This is a genomic window from Leuconostoc sp. DB-1, assembly GCF_013414845.1.
GTDB classification, from domain to species: Bacteria; Bacillota; Bacilli; order Lactobacillales; family Lactobacillaceae; genus Leuconostoc; species Leuconostoc mesenteroides.
Window position 1 is genome coordinate 980,505 of the sequence record NZ_JABFNJ010000001.1, and the last position, 20,563, is coordinate 1,001,067.

Annotated in this window: 20 protein-coding genes; all 20 read right to left on the reverse strand. The window is 38.4% G+C overall.

Translation table 11 applies throughout. The annotated features are described in order from the left end of the window. Positions 1–187: 187 nt before the first annotated feature. Positions 188–868, reverse strand: a complete 681-nt coding sequence (locus tag HFP47_RS04675; protein ID WP_179876120.1) for a PBECR4 domain-containing protein — start codon at positions 866–868, stop codon at positions 188–190. 388 nt (positions 869–1,256) lie between these two features. Then, positions 1,257–1,730: a holin gene (locus tag HFP47_RS04680; RefSeq protein WP_179876121.1), complete on the reverse strand. Its 474-nt coding sequence runs from the start codon at positions 1,728–1,730 to the stop codon at positions 1,257–1,259. A gap of 9 nt (positions 1,731–1,739) precedes the next feature. After that, complete coding sequence (locus HFP47_RS04685) at positions 1,740–2,831, reverse strand: GH25 family lysozyme (RefSeq protein WP_179876122.1); 1,092 nt, start codon at positions 2,829–2,831, stop codon at positions 1,740–1,742. Positions 2,832–2,834: 3 nt separating this feature from the next. Next, positions 2,835–3,059 carry a hypothetical protein gene (locus HFP47_RS04690; RefSeq protein WP_011680273.1) on the reverse strand — a complete coding sequence of 75 codons (225 nt, stop codon included), beginning with the start codon at positions 3,057–3,059 and terminating at the stop codon, positions 2,835–2,837. A gap of 32 nt (positions 3,060–3,091) precedes the next feature. Next, positions 3,092–5,776, reverse strand: a complete 2,685-nt coding sequence (locus tag HFP47_RS04695; RefSeq protein ID WP_179876123.1) for a metallophosphoesterase — start codon at positions 5,774–5,776, stop codon at positions 3,092–3,094. Continuing rightward, positions 5,754–6,209: a hypothetical protein gene (locus tag HFP47_RS04700; RefSeq protein WP_179876124.1), complete on the reverse strand. Its 456-nt coding sequence runs from the start codon at positions 6,207–6,209 to the stop codon at positions 5,754–5,756. The genes HFP47_RS04695 and HFP47_RS04700 overlap by 23 nt, the downstream gene beginning before the upstream one ends. Position 6,210: 1 nt before the next feature. Then, positions 6,211–7,317, reverse strand: a complete 1,107-nt coding sequence (locus tag HFP47_RS04705; RefSeq protein WP_179876125.1) for a phage tail protein — start codon at positions 7,315–7,317, stop codon at positions 6,211–6,213. Continuing rightward, entirely contained in the window at positions 7,317–8,156 is an 840-nt protein-coding gene (locus HFP47_RS04710; protein ID WP_179876126.1) for a phage tail domain-containing protein, read from the reverse strand. The genes HFP47_RS04705 and HFP47_RS04710 overlap by 1 nt, the downstream gene beginning before the upstream one ends. After that, positions 8,146–12,957, reverse strand: a complete 4,812-nt coding sequence (locus HFP47_RS04715; RefSeq protein WP_257229718.1) for a tape measure protein — start codon at positions 12,955–12,957, stop codon at positions 8,146–8,148. Before HFP47_RS04715 ends, HFP47_RS04710 begins: the two co-directional genes overlap by 11 nt. Before the next feature lie 21 nt (positions 12,958–12,978). Continuing rightward, entirely contained in the window at positions 12,979–13,605 is a 627-nt protein-coding gene (locus HFP47_RS04725; protein WP_179876127.1) for a Gp15 family bacteriophage protein, read from the reverse strand. Continuing rightward, positions 13,605–14,012: a hypothetical protein gene (locus HFP47_RS04730; protein WP_050884087.1), complete on the reverse strand. Its 408-nt coding sequence runs from the start codon at positions 14,010–14,012 to the stop codon at positions 13,605–13,607. The genes HFP47_RS04725 and HFP47_RS04730 overlap by 1 nt, the downstream gene beginning before the upstream one ends. An 89-nt stretch (positions 14,013–14,101) precedes the next feature. After that, positions 14,102–14,593, reverse strand: a complete 492-nt coding sequence (locus tag HFP47_RS04735) for a phage tail tube protein (protein WP_179876128.1) — start codon at positions 14,591–14,593, stop codon at positions 14,102–14,104. A gap of 1 nt (position 14,594) precedes the next feature. Next, positions 14,595–14,993 (reverse strand): minor capsid protein, encoded by a 399-nt coding sequence (locus HFP47_RS04740; protein WP_128739597.1) that lies wholly within the window; start codon positions 14,991–14,993, stop codon positions 14,595–14,597. Beyond that, complete coding sequence (locus tag HFP47_RS04745; protein WP_179876129.1) at positions 14,993–15,349, reverse strand: minor capsid protein; 357 nt, start codon at positions 15,347–15,349, stop codon at positions 14,993–14,995. The genes HFP47_RS04740 and HFP47_RS04745 overlap by 1 nt, the downstream gene beginning before the upstream one ends. Then, positions 15,349–15,702 (reverse strand): putative minor capsid protein, encoded by a 354-nt coding sequence (locus HFP47_RS04750; RefSeq protein ID WP_128739595.1) that lies wholly within the window; start codon positions 15,700–15,702, stop codon positions 15,349–15,351. Before HFP47_RS04750 ends, HFP47_RS04745 begins: the two co-directional genes overlap by 1 nt. Then, on the reverse strand, positions 15,695–16,120 hold the full coding sequence (locus HFP47_RS04755) for a hypothetical protein (RefSeq protein ID WP_128739594.1): 426 nt from the start codon (positions 16,118–16,120) through the stop codon (positions 15,695–15,697). Before HFP47_RS04755 ends, HFP47_RS04750 begins: the two co-directional genes overlap by 8 nt. Positions 16,121–16,142: 22 nt before the next feature. Then, a complete protein-coding gene (locus HFP47_RS04760; RefSeq protein WP_179876130.1) occupies positions 16,143–17,123 on the reverse strand; it encodes a N4-gp56 family major capsid protein in 981 nt (326 codons plus the stop codon). A gap of 3 nt (positions 17,124–17,126) precedes the next feature. Continuing rightward, the gene (locus HFP47_RS04765) at positions 17,127–17,756 is read right to left on the reverse strand and encodes a phage scaffolding protein (RefSeq protein WP_084034210.1); all 630 of its coding nucleotides are present in this window, start codon (positions 17,754–17,756) and stop codon (positions 17,127–17,129) included. Positions 17,757–17,848: 92 nt separating this feature from the next. Then, positions 17,849–18,988 carry a phage minor capsid protein gene (locus HFP47_RS04770; RefSeq protein WP_179876131.1) on the reverse strand — a complete coding sequence of 380 codons (1,140 nt, stop codon included), beginning with the start codon at positions 18,986–18,988 and terminating at the stop codon, positions 17,849–17,851. After that, a complete protein-coding gene (locus tag HFP47_RS04775; RefSeq protein WP_257229719.1) occupies positions 18,985–20,559 on the reverse strand; it encodes a phage portal protein in 1,575 nt (524 codons plus the stop codon). The genes HFP47_RS04770 and HFP47_RS04775 overlap by 4 nt, the downstream gene beginning before the upstream one ends. Positions 20,560–20,563: the final 4 nt, after the last annotated feature.

The window sequence follows — 20,563 nt, forward strand, 5'->3', positions numbered from 1 at the left end:
CTGAGAGTCCTCCGAGAAAAACAAATCAAAATCAAAAACTTTATTACTCCTTAACACTAACATCATTCACTCAGAATAGCAAATAAAAACCCAACAAACATATCAGACAGGAAATTGGAAGTAACTCATCACGATGTTGTTGGGTTATTTAATGGTATCACTTGTGCGGGTTGAGGGCAAATAGATACTAGTTTGCTTTTTTCATACCTACTTTGATGTGATGCGCAGCTCCATTATTTACATGTTTGTATTTTTTTCCTTTTTTAATGTTTAATTTTTTAAAATAAATTTTGTAAAGAAGCCTTTGGTTATTGAATGATGTTAATTGAATAACTTTTTCGCCTCTCTTATCTTTATCTGTTACATCAGTTAAGTCCAAATTAGATAAAAAATACTCACCAAATTTGGCGGTTTTACTTGCTAAACCAATTGTTTGCCTATTTGTTCTTATTAGATGATCATATTCTACTCCAAACAATTCTCCCTCTGTGCAAATTCTAACTTTTTCGGTCATAATATCTTTGGCAGAACTAATTGTGTTTAATTTTTTCTCAAAATTAGTTCTCTTGTCTCTGCCAAATTTATTACTTCTTTGTCGTGCAAAATCAGTTAATTTCACCGCTCTCCAACTAACGTTTCCTTTTAAAACATGTTCCCAAAAAGCATTTGCTCCAAGTTCATATTTTATTCCGACTAAGTGTTGGAATTGATGTGGCATGAATTTAACTCTAACAGCTGTGTTATAACTCCCGTTTTTGAAAGTAAAATGCACCGTTTTATTAAGAAAGTGTTCTTCGAAGAAACGGGCAAACTCTTGCAATTTTTTTAGGACGTAACGTTGATCGTCCTTGTCAGATTTTAGATTCATAATATTCCTTACTATAAAAAAAGCGATGTTATGTAGCTAACAATCGCACAAACTATGTACACGGGTAATTTCTTTATAGACCAGAGTAGTCTGTGTCAGCTCCCGTAGTCTGACTAATGATTCTCCAATATAGCCTAGAGTAAGCTGTGCTAGCTCCCATAGTCTAGCTAATGATCCTCTTGGGTACCCGTTGCCCAGATTAGGAGAAGAAAACAACGAACGAAACAATTTATACATTTTCTTCACAACATCATGATAACACATTTATTGTCCAACACAAACTAATTATCTTGATTTTCACAGTTTTTTCTTTAAACACGAACAAAATTTCGTATAACCAAAAAAACCGCCCAACCAGAAATAATCCAGTCGGGCGTTTTTATTATATTCAATTTTGTAAGGCGTTAACCTTTGCTTGTGCATCAGCTAATGCTTGTTGTGCTTTGGCTAACTCATCAGCCTTGGCTACTTCACTGGCTTGTTGTTTTGCTGCCTCTTGCGCTTTGGCTTGTTCAGCCGTCATCTGTGGGTACGTCTGATTCAACTCATTAATCAATGCAGCATATTCTTTTTCAATAGCGTTCTTGATTATTGTTTCATCTGTATCTGATAAGCCTAACGCTGATAACGCTTTTTTAACAATATCAACGGCACCCAACTTCTTGGCTTCACCATCTAGGTATTGTGTCACACCTAACTTTTGCATAGCTACGATTGCAGCCTTTGCCAATGGTGATAGAACGTTAATCAAAGTGGTGGCTTTGCTATTACCAGTAATGACTTTACCAATCCAACCACCAATGATTGGAATAGCTGCCAAAGCGATTGCAATGATAACATCTGAAATACTATTTACTTGCATGTGATCTCCTTATTTGATAGTCGCGAACGCCTTCATCATGCTGACTGGCTCACCTGAAATTTCAACATTAATTGTTGTGGCTGTTTGGCTGATAACCTTGTACTTACCGTTCAAAGTGAAGTACTCCATACGTCCATTGTTGCCTTGAATATATTGATTGTGCAACTTGTTGCCATATTTATCAGTCAATGTCATAGCTGAAATAGGAATATAGTTGTTGTAATCAATAGGCTTGATGCTCATATCAAAGTTCACACCATACATTTTGTTATTATAACCTACCCAGTAATCAGCGACATATACACCGCTAAATGTAGCGTATTGTGTCTTAGCTGGTGTACTTGGCGTGTTCGTTGATTGACTAGGCTTAGATGCAATTTGCTCAGCTGGTTTGTTGTTATCCAATGAACCAACCACCATGACGTTGCCGTCAACGCCAAAGTGGTTATCGGCATATTGCCACATCTTCACATTGCTCATGTTAGGGAAGTATTGCATAGGTGGTGTTGCTTGATGAGCTGTAGTTAGGTACCAAGCCACCCACAAAGCATTAGGATAACGTGCATTAACCCGTGACAAGTCAACATTAGTATTCATGTAGTAGTAACCAGAATAAAGCATTGGCTTATAGCCAGAGGCATAAATCTGATCCATGAACGCTAAGATAGCCGTTGTGTTATTGGCCTTGTTTGCACCTGCTCCCGCTTCGTAATCCATAGCGATATATGAACCCTTAGCCAGCCCTGCGTTTTGTGCATCTTGAACGGCTAATTGAGCTGAATAAGTAGCTTCACTTACTGAATCACCTACTTGTGCCCAGAAGTAACCGCCTGTTTGCATACCAACTGCATCAGCGTTGTGAATTTGTGCGTAGGCTTTAGGGTTACTATAATGAGCACCCTCACCGCCACCACGTCCGCCTAGCTTAACCATTGTAAAGTTATCGTCAACTTGCTTAAACGAATTGAAATAACTTGCTGTATCACCTTGATAACTGGCGACATCAATACCATTAGTATTAGCTGATACACCTGTGATTATTGCACCAAAAAAGGCAACCGCTCCAATTGAAGCGACTACCCATCGTTTTAATTTATTCAATTTTCAAACCTCCCATTTATCGTGTTTCCACGTTTCCAATTTAGTGAGTCGTATCTCATGGTTGTCCGTGATACTGTTAGATATTTTCAGCTCATCTTTCAAGCTAGCTATATCTGTTCTCAATCCATTAATTGAGTTCACAATGGTATTCTTCAATACCCACCACAAACCACCCAGAAGAATAGACCCCACACTTAGCCAACTCAACAAATCATGTGGCATTTGCATTCATTCACCTCCTTAGTTAGCACATGTTTATTTTAATAGTTAAAACTTCTATCATCGCCCGCTCCAATTCGGCACATCTTAATTGTACGATTGGTCGTGTCAACACTGACTACATCAATACACTGTTCATTGATACTACCCTTTTGTCTTTGTTCCGTATAGTTAGGGTCATCATTATATAAGGCATCACAAATAGTTGAGACACTTAGTACGTTATTATTAATGTGACTAGCGTCTTGGTGATTATGACCAGAAAGATGCAGTGCCACATAATTAGTTGTGTCACTAAAATCAACACTAGCAGTTATGTTATCTTCGTTCCACTCAAACTTTTGTTTGTTATTAATTGCAATCAATACCTGTTGTAATATCTTATTAGTTGGCACGTATACAGGAATCTGTTCATCAGAAGGTGCATGAGTTAAGATGACAAATGTGTACCCATCTACATCTAATGCCACATTAAGTAACCAATCAATTTCATCTTGTGTAATGCCTGCTTTTACACCGTGTGCTATTGAGGTATCAATACCTGACCAGTCGTCTAATATAATGAATCTAACTTTTTGTACAGGATTGTCTAAGTAATAATAATTTTTATTTAATACACCATTAATTTTTAATTCATTAGAACGATTAAGCACATCATATTGCTTAAGTTGATTTTCGGTCAACCCCTGGTCAGAGGTGGAGCTAGTTTTAATTGTTAAGTCATGATTTCCATGCACAGAATACACTGGGTACTTGGTAGATTTTACGATTTTTTGATATAAATTTGTGGCATCTTTAAGCTTGCTATTGATTCCATAAGCTTGCGGAATGTCACCACCAAAGAAAATTTGGTTAATTGATGTTTGTTGGCTAATATAATCTAATAACTTACCTTGTTGATTAGCATTGTCACCCCAATGGCTATCTGTAAAGTACGCAAAACTAACACCAGTCTGAACTTGAGTGTTCTGATTGATGACGTCAATCTTATTGTCGATATAATTATCCTCGTGATAATAGCCAGGTATTCCATCAAAATTCGTGTCCGTCTGCCAATGGGACCACTGACCCTTAAGATTTCCGTAATGGTTATATCCCAACATAATATAGTTTTTATAACTAATTAAGCTATTAACTGCCTTAACTGTAGAGTCGGTTAAATCAAGGATTAACGTATAGTTATTGGGAACACTAATCTTTAATGGATTATTTTTTAATACAAGTTTGTCCCATGATTCGGCAACTTGCTTAGTGTACATAACTGAATCAGGCAGCGTTATGTTTAATGAATTATCCGATTGTGTAGCAATAATAACCTGTTTGTTAGTTATCGGCTCAGTAATACTTATCAAAGCATCTTTGATGGGTGTTCCTTGAAACTGCATGAAGTAACCATTAGTCATCTGACCCCAAATGTTACTAGCCAATAAAACGTTGTGATTAGGCCTCTTAGTATTTACGCCTTGAACAAATATATTATTAGCATCCAAGTCCCAAACCAATATGTTATTATTTTCTAAAATGAATTGCTTTCCAAAAAAATCACTTGAACTTTGCAAAGTAAATCCTGTCTGAGTGTTGTCAAAATAAAATAACGAATAGTTAGGCATTGTAATTGTAATCCGACTAGCAGTATGGTCAACAACAATGGTTGGCTGCTTACCAGCACCAATGTTAATCATGTAATCAAAACTGCCCCAAAGGTCCATCGGGTTATAAGGTGCCTTGTCAATATCACTAGTAACTCGAACCGCATTGATGCCGTCTAACGTATTTGCGCTTGTCTGGTCTTTAGTTGTTAGAGTTAATCGGTACTTTAGTGAAACATCTGATACTAGAGTTGAGCCATCGCTGGACTTCCAATCAAACTCTAATTGTTTAAAAGTGCCGTCTAACTGGTAGCTTAATAACCGATAATTATATAAATCTGGGTTACTATCCCAGAAAGTCCACGTCTTCCCGTCACCTTGCACAAAGTCCGTACGAAGCATGTTAGCGTTATCTCTATCGTTACCAGTACTTGAATCTATGGCACCAATTTCGTAAGAAAACGGTAAATATTGGTAATAACCCCTGTTGAGCGCGGATTTTCTAATGTCAAAAAACGCAGATTGACTAATTTTTGCCTGACTATCTAGGTTGTTGTAGCTAACCGAACCCTTAGCTATCCCAACGGATTGATAAACCCCTACATCTAACCATGAGTTATTTGACCAAATGTATTTATGGCCGGTATCTACCGTGACAAATATTCCTGTTTTACCTGTTGGATATTTTGATTGTAGTGCAGCAAGATTAGTAAACGTTTCAGGGACAACGCTGATTTGAGCAAGCTTATCATTGATACTATTATTCAAATCATTTTCTTGATTATCCATTCGTTCTTTCAACGTTGGATAGGTTTGGCTACTCGAATTAGTTCTAGCGTCTTGAACTTCAACAGACGTATCACGCTCCTCTGATAACGCTGTTTCGGCGGTTGCCTGTGTTGCGTCTGTTCTTCCTTTCAAGGTATCGTATAATTTACCATTACCGTCAATACGAGCCTGTGTAACCTCGTTTTGGTCTTGCGGGGCAACATTACCCAGCATGTCTAGAATCTGTTTGTTTAGACTATCTGATTGACCATCTACGCCTTTTTGTATTTTTTCAAAATTATCGACTAAATCATTTCTAAGTGTTTGATTCAATCCAAGTGAAAGTTCATTGGTTTTTAGTTTTTCCATCGTTTTCTCCTAACGTTTCAGATATTTTAGTTGCTTTGACATTTCCGTTTTCATCAACCGAAATTTCATAATTGTAACCAGATGAATTTATAATTAGTCCGCCAGATAACCTGGTGTTTCCTTCATATGTTTTATTGCCCTTAATTGTTTCATCGCTCTGGTTAGTTGGCGTTGTGTATGCCTTTCCGTTGACTAGTAAATTACCATTATCATCAAATGAAATTGAAAACGTGCTTCCTGTTGGGGATAGCATCGATAAACTAAGCAATTTCAAATCATCAAAATCACTATTTTTAAAATGAAATCCATCGGCAGCAACCAATAATCTAGCTGTTTGTTTTTCCCCATCAGGGGCTGCATAAATAGCTTTTCCTATTCCTAATGCGCTAACGTTATCTACTATTTCGGGTCTCTTATTATTCCAATCTGTCATATCAACTCCATATATACCAAACACCATTGTTCATCATAGAAGTAACGTCTTGTGATAACTGCTTAATTGACTTCCCAATATGTTCATTGGTATCTTTTGCTCTTTGTTGCATAGCCCAATTGTGAGCAGAATCAAATATTTTGTTTCCAAATGTGACGGTATCAGTCTGTTTGCTATCTTGTGGGTAATAAGTCATTCCGACAATCCTAGTATCAACGTCAACGCCCAGCCTATCTTTTAATAGACCGGAGTTCCCCATCTTGATACTATTTATATCTGACAGTTTTGCTCCGTGTTCAAATTCAGCACGTTCCATTGTGTATTGAATAATCGGATAATCTTGTAATTGACCCTTGATATAACTAGTCAGAGAACCGGAATCTGTGAACCTATCGTCTTGAACAGTAGCCGCTTGTTTAACGCCCCAAATAGCAGCGTTTGGGCTAGTATATTCTGAGGTAGCTGCATAACTACCATCATCGTTTTGCTTTCCTAATCCCTTTATTTTGGTGCGGATGTTGCTGTAATCTTCCGTCCAAGATATTTTGTGAGCGTTATACCCATCAATAAATACAAACTGATCACTTTGACCTATTTTCTTGTAAATATGAATAGTCCAATTATCAAAATAAAATTCAAACCCAAAATCATCTTTCAACGTGTTCATGAACAAGCTGTCTGCAAAATCACCACCAAAACCATCACTGAATGAATAATTGCTGAATGTATCATGAATAACATACTTGAACGATGTTTCAGCAGTTATATATTTCATACAAGCGTCTAAGCTCTGCGTGTTTGATAATCTACCTTCAACATACTTATCGTGCAAGTCTGTACCGACATGAACGCCAGCAACTTGATAAGACCTTGAGTTACCCGATGAAATTGGATTAACGGTCGTCAACCTAAACCACTGGCCGGTTTCGGGAACTAATACCATTGTCTGTGGTGACATCATCAGCGTTGCAGATTTATTTTGAACACTATCATCTAATGTGAATGAGACAGTACTTAATTCGTTTAAACTTTCTGTAATTGAAAGGTTATAAACGATAGCTGGTGTTTCATCGACCGATATTTGTTTTACGTATATAACATTAGACATTAGTAGTAGAACCTCGTTTTAAATGAAATAGTAAAATCAGTTGAGCCAACAATTTCAATAGCATTATTACCGATTGCATAGTCAACAAAGCTACGATTAGAATAGTCATTTCCAAACCTTTGTGTGCCATCTACCATCGGAATTAATCCGATAATGTCTAGTTGCTGGTTTTTATTCAATGACTTCTTATACGTAAATGATTGGCCAGTAGTTGCGTTCTTAATAGTTAATGAACTAGCTACATTACCTTTGAAAGTGACAGTAACTGGTCGTTCACTAGCCAACAACGGTATGATTGACGGATTGTAGAAATTAAATTTAGTTTGATTGGTAAATGTGTATTTTGGCGTATCAAATGGTATGCCCATTCCAATGCCATAGGTTCCACCATCAAATGTAAATGGGTCTAACGTCGTAGCTGTACTTTCGGCCAATCCGTCATAGCACACTAGGTTAATCGCTACGCTTTTGGCTTTCCAGAAATTACCTAATCGTGGATAAGTAAATGATTCAGCAACTACTTTCCATCTCAAAAACGGTGTACGCATATTGATAACATAAAAAGGCTCCGTACTACTAAATATCCGTAGCACTTTGAGCCTCTGTAATTCGTAATCGTAATTGTCTCGAGCATACACATCAAATGTTAAGGGTATGGTAGTTTGTTGAATCTGACTATCAGACAATTCAGCACCGTACCTACCAATTTGCGTGTAAGTGTGTTGAAAGTTAGCTGAAGGTGGATCAAATGTTACAACATGTATTCCTTCTTTTTCAAGGTCGTACGTTGTACCATCACGTCTTTGAATTATGATTGAACCTTTATAATTAGTAGACATAAGTATTACCCGTCACTTGTCCTTTCATCAGAATTTCTTGGTTTCGTAGTACCTTGATTTTTGGATAGGTAGCACGAGCAATCTCGCCACTATCTAATTGAACCGTCATATGAACGTCGCCGCTCAAATCAATACCGCCATTAGTTGATTGCATAGAAGATGAACCGGCTATGATTGGCTGTTGAGATGTTATTGCTTGCATGCCACTCTTTGCACCATTAATAACTCCGGCTAATTTAGCAGCGAAGCTATTAGGTTGCTTTTGAGCCGTTTCTTTGATTGAGCCAATGATGTTTGTATCAGCTGTGGAACGATTTGGGTTAGTAACCCATTCATCTTCGCCCTGCACTTCACCAACAACGCCAACCCCATTTGTACGTCCACCATTTGCGTAGCCATGCCCCTGTCCTAAGAACGATAAATCACTGCCATAACGATGCTTGGCATAATTCAAACCAGCTAAGATATTGTCATAACCATTCATGATGTTATTATGACCGTCTACTGCATATGTCTTGAATGTTCCAGGCTTAACTTGCATCAAACCTGTGGCATTACCATCTGCTAAGCCGTCATTACCACCAATAGCTTTAGCATTACCACCTGATTCAGTTTGAATCTGCTTCAATACCTTGGAAACCATCGAGCCCGATGTGCTTAACCCTAGCTTGTTCAAAGCTTTCTTAACGTCAGAAGACCATGACTGTACATCATTATCAGCACCTGTTGAGCTATCATTGATAGGAGCAATAAACTTCTGAATCCATGACATCATGCCACCAGTTTGCTTCTTGATTAACTTAGATAGTGGGTTGTTTGTAGCAACCTCTTTGGCTTTAGCTCCTGCACTTCTACCAAAGTCTAAGAATGTAGTAGCTCCTGATGCCTTACGTCCGTTATAGGTGTGGTATTGACCGTCACCGCTCCAGTTATATTCTTCACCACTTATCTTGTCGCCTTGAACACCTGTAACCATAGCAGCGTGATTACCGAACTCTGAACCAGCACCATATACAGCAACATCACCTACTTTTGGTGTTTTTGAATGAGGTACCTTAGCATTAACCCAATCAGCACCATTTCCTAAGTGACTGAATAAATCAGCACTAACACCCATATTTTTCAATCGACTAGCTACGAAAGATACACATTCACGATAGAAGTAACCCCAAGGGTCAACTCCACTATCTTTTGACTTGCTTTTAAATGCGTAATCATCGCCTTTTTCGCCACCACCGGTATTAGAACTTTCATTAGCCATTGACCAAAGTGTTGACCACCAGTCTTTAGCTTGATTGGTAACTTTTTTATAAGCACCGCTTGCCAATCCGTCCATTACATTTGAAACGCCACCACTCTTAAGATTCATGACTTTTCCTAATGTTCCAGCTGGGTCAGCTACTGCACCTGTGATGTAACCAAACATTTTTGTAAATTTCTCGACGCCGTTTTTCAAACCGCCCCATAGAGAACCAGCAACATTTGAAATTGTAGAACCTGCACCCGACATTAATTTGCTCCAGAATCCAGTTCCACCGGAAAAATGTTTAGTGCCACTCATACCCATCATCATGGCTGTTTCTGAAGCGTTTAGTACCTCTGTTCCAGGCAATAATAAACGTTCAGTGTTTCTACCCTGAACTATTTCCATCTTGCCATTAGGGTGTATTAGAGTTTCTTTGTTACCTGTTTCAGGGCTATCATTACCATCATTTAAGATAGCATGTGTTAGTTGGTTAATCACACCAGTACCATTAGCAAACTTAACCTTTGGTATTTTACCTAATGCGTTTTTAGGTCCGCCAAAGTCATGAATCAAACCATTGATGCCATCAATACCAGCGTTAGGAATTTTAATAACAGCGTTGATACCATCACCGGCCAGCTTTTTCATTCCGTCCCACATGTCGCTAAAACCATTTTTAACACCAGTCCATGTGTCTCCAAATGATTTGCCTATTTTTCCAAGGACATCATTAAAAGTATCTTTTAGACTGTTGATGGCTTTAGAACCAAACTTTTTCATCCCGTTCCAAGTGTCACTGAAGAAATCAGAAATAGAGTCCCAAGCTTTATTCCAAACTTTTTTAATCGCTTTCAAAGTATCTGAAATTACATCGCTTAGCCATTCGATTATAGGCTTGAAGAATTTCTTTATTCCATTCCAAATAGATTCAAACGTTTTTGAGATTGCGTTCCATACCGTGTTCCATGTTTTAGTTATGAAGTTTAATGTCACAGTAAACAACTTTTTCCAAAAATTAAATTCATTTTCAATGAACTTAGACAAAATCTTCCACACAAACTCAAAAGATTTTTGTATTAGTTTCCAAGCCTTATCCCAAGCTTTTGCTACCGGTTCCCAAATTTTAGATAGAAATTTAACGGTTCCGTTCCATGCTTTTTCAATCCATTTTATCAGCGAATTAAATATTTTTTTAAGAGGTTCAACAAGCGGTTTTGTAATAATTATGGCTATACCAACAGGTACTGCAAGGGCATACAATAATAATTTACCAAATCCCTTAGCCAACTTAACGGCGGCGCTTACAAATTTATTCCACCCTTTTGTAAAACCTTTAACGAGTCCATCGAACCATTTACCAATAGCGTTTGATCCACTGCCAATTGACTTACCAATGTTTCCAAACCACTTGCCTAAACCACCAAAGAATTTTCTTACAGCCTTTGTAGCTTGACCGAACCATTTGCCGATACCTTTGAAGAAATCAGCTGCAGCATCAACGCAATCATCAACAAACTTTTTGAACTTTTTGTTGTGCTTGTATAGTTCGTAAAACGCAATGCCTAGGGCAACTATCGCCGTAACAATGATTACAAATATGTTAGCTTTTAATGCTAGGTTTAGTGCCTTCCATACATCTGTCATCAACATTGTTGCAATACGTACCGTTGTGATTCCAGCGCTTATGAGTTTAAATACGCCCACTACACCTTTAACGGCAAGCATAGCGGTTGCAATAGCTCCTACTGCTAAACCAACTGCCTCTAACGCTTTCTTGTGCTTAGCTACCGACTCTAAACCTTTAGCTAATGGATTTGTCTTGTCGCTGGCTTCTTTAGCCTGACCAGATAAGTGTTTTAGCCCATCAACAATTAGTCCGATAATATCACTGAATGCTTCAAAAGCACCAGATGCAATTGAACCAATTATTTCGCCTAATGGTTTTGCGATTTCTCCTAAAACAGTGAATACATCATTAAGTGACTGTGATAGTTTGACGATAATTCCAAATATTGCAGTAAAATCTAATTTCTTTTTAGATTTATCAGCAGAGTCACCTACATTGGTAAAACCGTCCGCTATACCTTGCACCACCTTGACGATGGTACTTACAACGCCGCCAGCTAATACACCAACAAAACCACCCACAGCAGATGCAATCGGCTTTATTGCCTCTACGAGTCCATCGAATGCCTTTTTAATGCCGTTTACTTTTTCTCCAACCTTACCATCAGACACGGCTCCTAAAACATTGGCTTTGAAACTGATCGAAAACAAAGATAGCGCGTTTCCTATCAGTCCGAATACTTGAACGACAACATCTTTTATGCCACCAAATACAGCAACTATTGTGTTCTTGTTTTTCTCAATAAATTGAATAACGTTACCAACAATACTAAGAACACCGCCCATTGCTTGACCAATACCGTCAGCAAATGTTTTCATGCTGTCGTCACTGGTAATTCTTTGTAGCGCAGATGTAGCTGATTTACTCATATCAAATGAGCTTTTCATAACTTCACCTGACAATACTTGCAAACGAGAATGTAGATACATGCTCATACCTTGCATAGATGTCATAGCTTCCGCTGTACCGCCTTTGTACTTCTCACCAAGGTAATCAAGCGCTTCGGTAAATTGCGTTGCTGATAGCTTACCAGCGGCACTCATGGCATACAATTCTTTCATGCTCTTACCAGTAGCCTTTTGTAGGGCTTCACCAAACATAGGGAAACGATTAATCATAACCGACATATCCTCTGCGCTGGCTTTACCACCAGCAACGATCTTGGCGAACATTTCACCCGATTCAGATATTTGTGGTCCAGTCATGTGCAAAGTAGAACCCAAAGCAACGAAAGCATCGGTCCACTTCTTTGTTTCCTCAACGTTTGAATGAACGTGATAGAAACTTTGTGCCATTTCGTTAATATTGTCAGCTGCATAGATAGAATGTTGAGAAAGATTGTTAATGTAATCAACTAATTCCTTACCATCTTGTGGGGCTTCGGTAGTCAAGGCAGTCCACACGGTTTTCATCGTGTCCTGTTCCTTGTTATACTCCATGCCGGCTTTTGTCATTTCTTTAAGACCGTTGGTTATAGCATTTACGCCACCCATCACAGCATTAGCTACAAAAGTACCGATCATGATGTCTTTCAAACGTCTAAACTTATCACCAGTTCGTTCAGCTTGCTGTTTTATGGCCTTTAAACCAGTAGTAGCATTGTCATTCAGTTCAACCTCAGACGTTACCTTTGCTGGTATTTCACGGAGTAACTTTTCATAGTTTACTACTTCACCTTTTTCAGCTTTGGCCAATAATTCAGTCCGCTTTTCTTTAGGAAGTTTGTTTAATAGTTCTTTGAAGTTGTTGATGCCTGCTTTGTTAGCTTGTGCTTCAAGCTTAGCCACAAGTGGGTCGCCTTTAAAAGATTCTTTAAACTTTTCATATCCGCCTTTACCAGCAGTTTCAGCCTTTGATTTGAACTCACTCCAGGTCTTATCTGTCTGATCATTTAACAATAAATCAATGTTAATTGAACCATCAGCCATTCAGTTTCCTCCTTTCTGTGTTTATTCAGCATCTCCCATCATCATGTCGAAGATTGCAGATGCGTTTCCTGTAAATCCATCTCCTTCTACCTGATTGTCAAGTTGATAATAGGATTTCATTTCACTTACGAATTGGGCTTGCTCTGGATTGTCCTTATATCCAGTCAAGTCATCACTTCGATATTGTCTTATCTTTTGAATAGGAGTATCCGGACCCAAGTTATCAAACAAAGCTTTGAACTGATGCCAGTCCATACGGTCAATCATTTGATTTAGATCAATGTGATAGAAACTCAAAAAAGATGCATAGATTGCTCCAGCATCTTGTTCATAATCATAATCAGCTTGACTACTTAACGGCTCATCGGCTTGTGTTTCATTGTTGTAGTCGCTTTCATCATTTCCGTATGGCTTTTCATTGATATACTCAAACAAACTCTTTATGACATCTGCCTTAATTGCTACATTATTACTTGGAATACTATCAACAACCAACAAATCAAAACATTTATTAATTTTTTCAGCATCATCTAAATCGCTATCCAAAACACCAAACGCTTCAATCACAACATTAAAAGCTAAATTAATTCGATATTCTTTATCAAGTAATTTAAATGTCGTCTCCGGTCGCTTGGTAAATGAAAACATTAGTCATTGCCTTTTGAACGACGTTGTGAACGGTTACTACCATACTTTTGCTTCAATTCATCACTTTGGCCAGCTTCAAACACAGCTTGCGCAATTTTTACAATAGTTACAGCACGATTATCAGCGTAACGAGCGATTTCGTCAGCTTCTTTCTTACCGATGGCAGCTTCCAAATATTCTTTTGAGTTGTCAGACATTTCTTTGTATGACTTGCTTACCAACTTACGTTGTTCGTCCAAAGTTGCGTCTTCATCATACTTTTCAACTCGACGATACAAATCACCTGTCTTTAACATCAAATCAGAGTACTTTTCATCAATTTCAGGTGTATAGCGTGCTGTATACGTTTTCTTGCCAATGATGAAATCCTCAGACTTGATAATCAAACTTGTAATGTTAATTGCCATGTGTGTTCTCCTTATGAACGCTTAGAATTGTTATGTAATTGGGCTTTTCACCCCATTTGAACGTTTAAGCTGTTGTCGCTAGATCAATATTACTGACCTGTTCCGCTGCCAGTTGTAGTTCCTGTTCCACTAGCATCGACAACTTGTGGCTTTCCGTTAGCTGCAAGTGTGAAACTAAATGTTTGCTTTACGTTTGCAGCGCCACCAAATGGTACGATAGCTTGCAAAGTTGCGGGGAATTGAACTTGTTTACCTGATGGGTCAGTCCAACGAGCCAATGTATGCAATTTTTCACCGACAGCAATATACTTTGAAGCAATATAATCTTGTGCTTCATCACCATCTAAGCGGTGACCGGCAACAGCAAACGAAATTGTCTTACCGGTTACATCAACACTAGAGAACCCCTCACCGTCATAGTAAGGCGTAGTATCAGCTGTTTCAGAAGCAGAAGGTGTGATCGTTTGAATACCAGCTGAAAGTGTCGCCCATGATGCCTTTGATACATCATCAAGCGTTGTGTTTCCGGCTGTATCAATTTCTAACTTATTTTGATAGTTGTCATTAAATGTTTTATTCATTTTAATCTCCTAAATTAATCTGTTGTGTTATTTCAACATTAAAGTCCAATAAAAAAACGCCTTTTTCAGAGACGTCTATCATTGTTGCGAATGGTTGTGGTTCAATATCTATCTTGTTGAAATCATACGTACCATCTGTTTCCAAACTGTCCGTGTTGTCCAACAACTCGCTTATCTTCCACAACGTATTATTACCTAATTCAAAATCATCAGTGCGTAATGCTATTTCAAAAGGCAGTGTGCGTTCTTGTATTCCCGACCAGTCCTGACTAACCACCTGTGAACCGGGCTGTGAATAGATACCAAAATCATTATCGTTACTTAGATGCCCTATGATTAATTGCGAAGGTAAATTTTCTAACTGGTTGATTTTATCAGCAAGTCTTTCTAGTAAGTCCATTACTTCATCAACTCCTTTACATAGACATCAGTTACAGTTTTCATCAATGATTTGTCACCTATCAAACGCTTATCCCAACGGCTACTAGTTCCGGGTGTCGTATAGTTACGAATTTGGCTACCATTAATCACACCGAAGAATTGAGCACGTGCATAAGGCATCGTATAGATGATATGTTCACCATCGTTTGAAACATTAGAGGCTGTTCTCAATCTGTTTTGTTTTTGCATGTCTGACTTCGGCACAAAACGTTCCATAGCCATCATTGCTTGGTTAGCAGCCTTAAACTGTGATGCTTTTTTGTTTGCCCCAGCCATAATGTGATTAGCTCTATCAAAGTCTAATTTAATAGCCATCACAACACCTCCAATTCATAACTCCAAACCTCGTTATCTAATGGGTTACGGTTGTCTACTATCCGTTGAATAGTGTACTCAACACCCTCAAAAATAATCTTGTTCCCTTGGCTAGTTTTATCTAGCTTTGGCATTGGATTTGTTACGTCTGCATACAAAAAAATAACTGCATTGGCAACCACTTGACGACCGTTATTCGTTCCTGAATAAATAGTCTCTTGTTGAACCACACAATTATTAATGATCGTATCTACTTGCGTTTGCTTGCCATATTTATCTTTCACACCACTAGGCATACGATAAATGACTTGCTGATTAGCATACTTTTTCGGTATTGTAGGTATTTTAGACACTAGCAACACCTCCATATCGCAAACCAAAACGGCCCAATAGCATCAATGCTTCATCGGGGACAGCAAATCCACTGCTAGTTGATGATGAACCATCACTATTAGCAGATTGCAATGTGGTACGACCTATTTCTACACTTGAATACGAACCATTATTCAAATCAGAACTATCAGTAACGCTATTTCTATCCATATAGTCAATAGTTAGCGCAATAGCGCGTTTAAACGCTTTAGCCCTAGCATTTATCCATGGATATTCAGAAGCACTGTCATCTGATAATACAGGCGAATTAGGCATACCATAAAAGTAGTTAGTCACGGTGTCAATTTGTATTTCAGCCTTTGAAATTAACTTTTTGAACGCATCTTCCGATACTGTATCAGGTAATATGTTTGTAAATTCAGGATAAGTTAAATACATAACTCACTCCTTTCCGAACTATTTACTGTCCACTACCTGATGTTGTGCCACCAGTAGTTCCTGTTCCACTACCTGATGTTGTAGTCTTTGTTTTGTTTGACTTACGCACTGACGTATTTTCTACGCTAGTAACGTTTTGGTCAATAACGGTTCCATTATCATAAGTAAATGGCTTGATTACAAGCAACTTTGTGTCGTCATAGATAGCGACACCATAGTGCATATCCGCGTTAAACTTAGTCAACTTATGGTCAATATCACGATCTTTTTCAGCTTGCACTGCACGCTTCAAGTAAGTTTTCATAGCACCTGCTTTAGCAACAGCGGCTGAACCAACAGGAATCTTACGCGAACGAATAAACTGCCAACCCAATACACCACCAAACACGCCGGTAGATAAAATTGAATCTCCTAATTGTGATGCACGTTCCCAATCTAATGCAGCAGCTTTACGTACTTTGTTAACGTCTTTTGGATTCATGTAGATAACGCCTTGTGCACTACCATCATCGCCTTCAAAGCTGTTATCAGATGTATCGTCAATGAATGCAGCTTCAATATCATCAATAAAGTCTAACTTTGTAAAATCAGCACTAACTAATGTTAGTCGTGACTTTGCTGCAGTAGCAACAGTATCATTATCTAACTTAGCAGCAATGGCCATTGTGATTTGGCGTGTTGCTTCACCAACTGGATCACCGTAACCAGACAATACAGCTTCATCTGTTAATTGAACACCCTTACCAGCTTTCTTAACTGTGAATGTGTCAGTTGAGTTGGTCAATTGTTCATAATCAATCGCTGCACCCTCGGCAACGTCTTTCGCATCACCGATATACTTCCAACGAGGAACTGTAATTGTATCACCTGGGCGACCTGATAGAGTATCGTCAATAGGTGCAATAGCTCCAAACTTGATTGCCTTTGGTAGTTGCGCAAGAATCATCTCACCCATCACTTCTGGGTCAATCATTTGTTCCAATGTAGTTAAATCATTTGCCATGAATTATTCTCCTTTATTTTGTGCAACCGCCTGTTCATAGACCTCTGGATTAGAGCTCTTAAGTTCAAGCGCTTGTTTGTATGACAATTCGCTAAGCTTTGGTACCTCGTTTGAACCACCGGAAGGATTGCCAGAACCAGTAATCTTAACACCCGGCTTTGCACCTTCTTGTTCGGCAGTAAATAGATAACCATCACTTTCTTGTAATTGCTCAAGTTGTTCTTTCAGACCATGCACACCGTCGTCATCAATCGTAATGTTGTCGCCGTTCAGCAATGCTTTAACAGCCTTGGGGTTTTTAGCCTTAGCTTCACGCAAAGCTAGTTCAATAGCACCATCACGCTTCAATGTGGCAATGTTGGCTTCATAATCAGTCTTAGCTTGCTTGTTTTGGTCTTGCAATGCCTTGATTTGAGTTTGAAGTTCTTCGTTGTCGCCAGCCTTACCTGATAAGTCTTTGAGTTGCTTGTCGCGTTCGGCAATTTGTGATGTTAGATCAGTGTTTTGTTGTTTCAACTGTTCTAATTCACTCTCAACGCCCTTTGACTTCTCTAAATCTTTACCATGTTCAGCCATGACTTGGTTTACCTGTTCATCTGATAGACCAAACTTTTGCAATGTATCCCTGTTCATAAAAATCTCCTTCGTGTTTTTACGGTGTAACGTCACCGAATTTTTTGAACTTTAAAAAGCCTTTTATAAGGGACGTGCTCGGGTCCACATAATTATTTACTATAAATTTGCTCACGGCTGTAATCACGCCCTAGGTAGTCTTTATCACCAATAAATTCTCGCAATTTTTTCTGCTGATTAGATATACGAGACTTCATTCTTGATGCCATTTCTTGGTCGTTTAGTTCTTGTGCCGCTGCTAAACGTTTCTTGCTACCACGTATAGCCCGCTCCATATTACGTTGCTTTTGTTGCTCTTGGCTACGTTTCATCGCTTCGTCAGGGTCATATTGCTTAGGTGTAACATCAGTGTTCACATCTGGGTCAAATGGCGTTAATGTGTGACTACAGTTAATTCCTTGTGTCCCTTGAGGGTTTCCATAACCGTGATTATAAATACTGTCATACTTTGGGTTATAAGCTTCATTATCCTCTGTTACAACATTGACCACCTTACCTTGAATAGGCGCACATGCTTCACGAGCGGCAGGGTGTGAACTCATCATCGCTTGTCCCATACCGTAGTCATGCATACGTTTTAACCGCAAGTCGTTAAATGTTCTATGAGCTGTCGCATTAACAACTAGTCTGGAGTAACTTTCCAACGACCAGCCATGATTCCCTTTATCAACTAAAGTAGTCTGAATACCCTTATCAACCCATTTATACACGTTATCTCTAACGGCTTTTTCTGGCGTTTTAAGATCACTTGTTACTTCTAGCGTTGATTCCTTGACGATACTTTGAAACGTCTTCATAGCTGCATTATTATCGTAATTAGTAGTCAATAGTGTTTGATTAACGTTGTTATTAATATCAAGGAATGTCTGTCGCATGATTGAATCTAACATGTTAGAAACATCATCACCAACAGTGACTTGTTTCTTCATTATTCCCTGTAATTGTTTGTCAATCTCTAACACTATCTGCAAGCCGTTACGCTTAATCATGCTTGTTAATTCATGCTCTGATACTTTATTAGCTTTAGCCACTATCTTGATCACATCACGAGTTAACGCATGCATTTTGCTAAGTTGTTCAACTTGCCACATCATTGCGTTATCGCCATTGATTTTATCCCAATCACTGTCTTTAACTGCATCAATCAGCAGTTTAAATATATCTTGTTCTAGTTTTGCATAGATATCAGATATACTATTTGCTTGCTGTTGCATCGTATTTGGCGTAATCATTCATCATCGCCTCCGCTGCCTTCGCCATCATTGCCACCCAACATTCCAGCCTGTTCATTAGGAATATTGTCTGTTTCAGGTGCTTCACTTTGTAACTCTTCGAGCCATTTGTCGGCATCATCTTCACTCAAACCGTAATTACGCATTAAGAATTGTTTCTTAGGCATGAAACCGGCAATTGCAACCTTTAAATCTTCTTCAAGTTGTTTGTCTTTATCAACAAACACACCATCGTCAAAGTGTAGGTTAATCTCTAATGGATTATTGACTAAATCAACCGATAGTGGTGCTGATTGGTTGTCAAACAACTCAGGCTTAGTGGCTAATTGAACGATTGATATAATCAACTCTTTAATTTGTTTTTCAACTTGAGTAATATAGCTTGAACGAGTACGATACGTTTCACTGTTATCAGAAACAACTTCTGTTGCTGTTTTATCGCTCTTTGTAGCATCAGTAGACAATGTTCCTTGTGATAGCCCTATATTGTTCTCAAACTCACGCACAAACACTTGAAGTGAATCATTGTACTGTTGCACACGAATATCGTTAGTCAGGTCTTCAATAATCGGCTTACCATCTTTTGTTTTACCAACTTGCATAAACACATCATCGTCGGTATCAAATATAGGATAGCCTTGATTACTCTCATCTCCAGCGTGTGACGTTGACGGTTTCATTAATGAACCATCAATCGCTATGCGTCTCTTACCCAGCTTTACTTCTCGATGGAATTGGTCTTGTGCTGTATTGATTGCATTAATAACGTGTTTGTTATTTTCTACAATCCCGATACCTAGCGGGCTTTCGATTGACTTGTTGTTCTTGCCAGGCGTTTTGAAGTAGGCGAATGTAGGTCTTACAATGTCGCTAATAATAACTTGCTCTGGTAAGTCAGCAAACTCATCAAGAACAGTTAAATTAACTTGTTGTCCTATCTCACCAACGTTTTCGGAGCGGTATAGCTCATTAGTAATCGTTTCTTCACTAATCCCATCGAATTCATGAAATTCTAGTAACGAGTACCAAACAGTCTTATTGTTCTCTGATTTGGTTGTTCGATTGACAATAACCGCTGATTGAATATCATTTGTGTTAGATTGCAACGGTACAAATTGGTCTGCACGTACCCAAGCTAACTTAATCTTGTTATTATCCACGTATGGTCGAATAGCAAATCCCCCAGTAGCGATACCAGTTTCTAAATACTCTTCATACTTCAAATTAAACAAGTTGTCAGTCAACACACCGTTAATAAAAGTATCGATATTTTCACCAGTTACAGATACAGTTACCTGTTCATTGAATATAACTGACGCTAATTTACGCGCTGCCTGATGAGTGACAGATAGCGTTGATAACTTTCGTTGACGCCGTTCGTTGTTCGTATTGTAGAAATGAACATCAGCAAACACATCACTGTAATAGTCCAAGTCTTCTCTAATTCTTGTAATTTCACTGACAGGCAAGTTAACGCGTGGGTCATCAGTTATATTTGCAAGTGATTTTCCAAAGCCCATGCTTATTTTTCCTTTCGTAAAAAAATGGTGTAGTTTATCTCTGATTGTCATAATT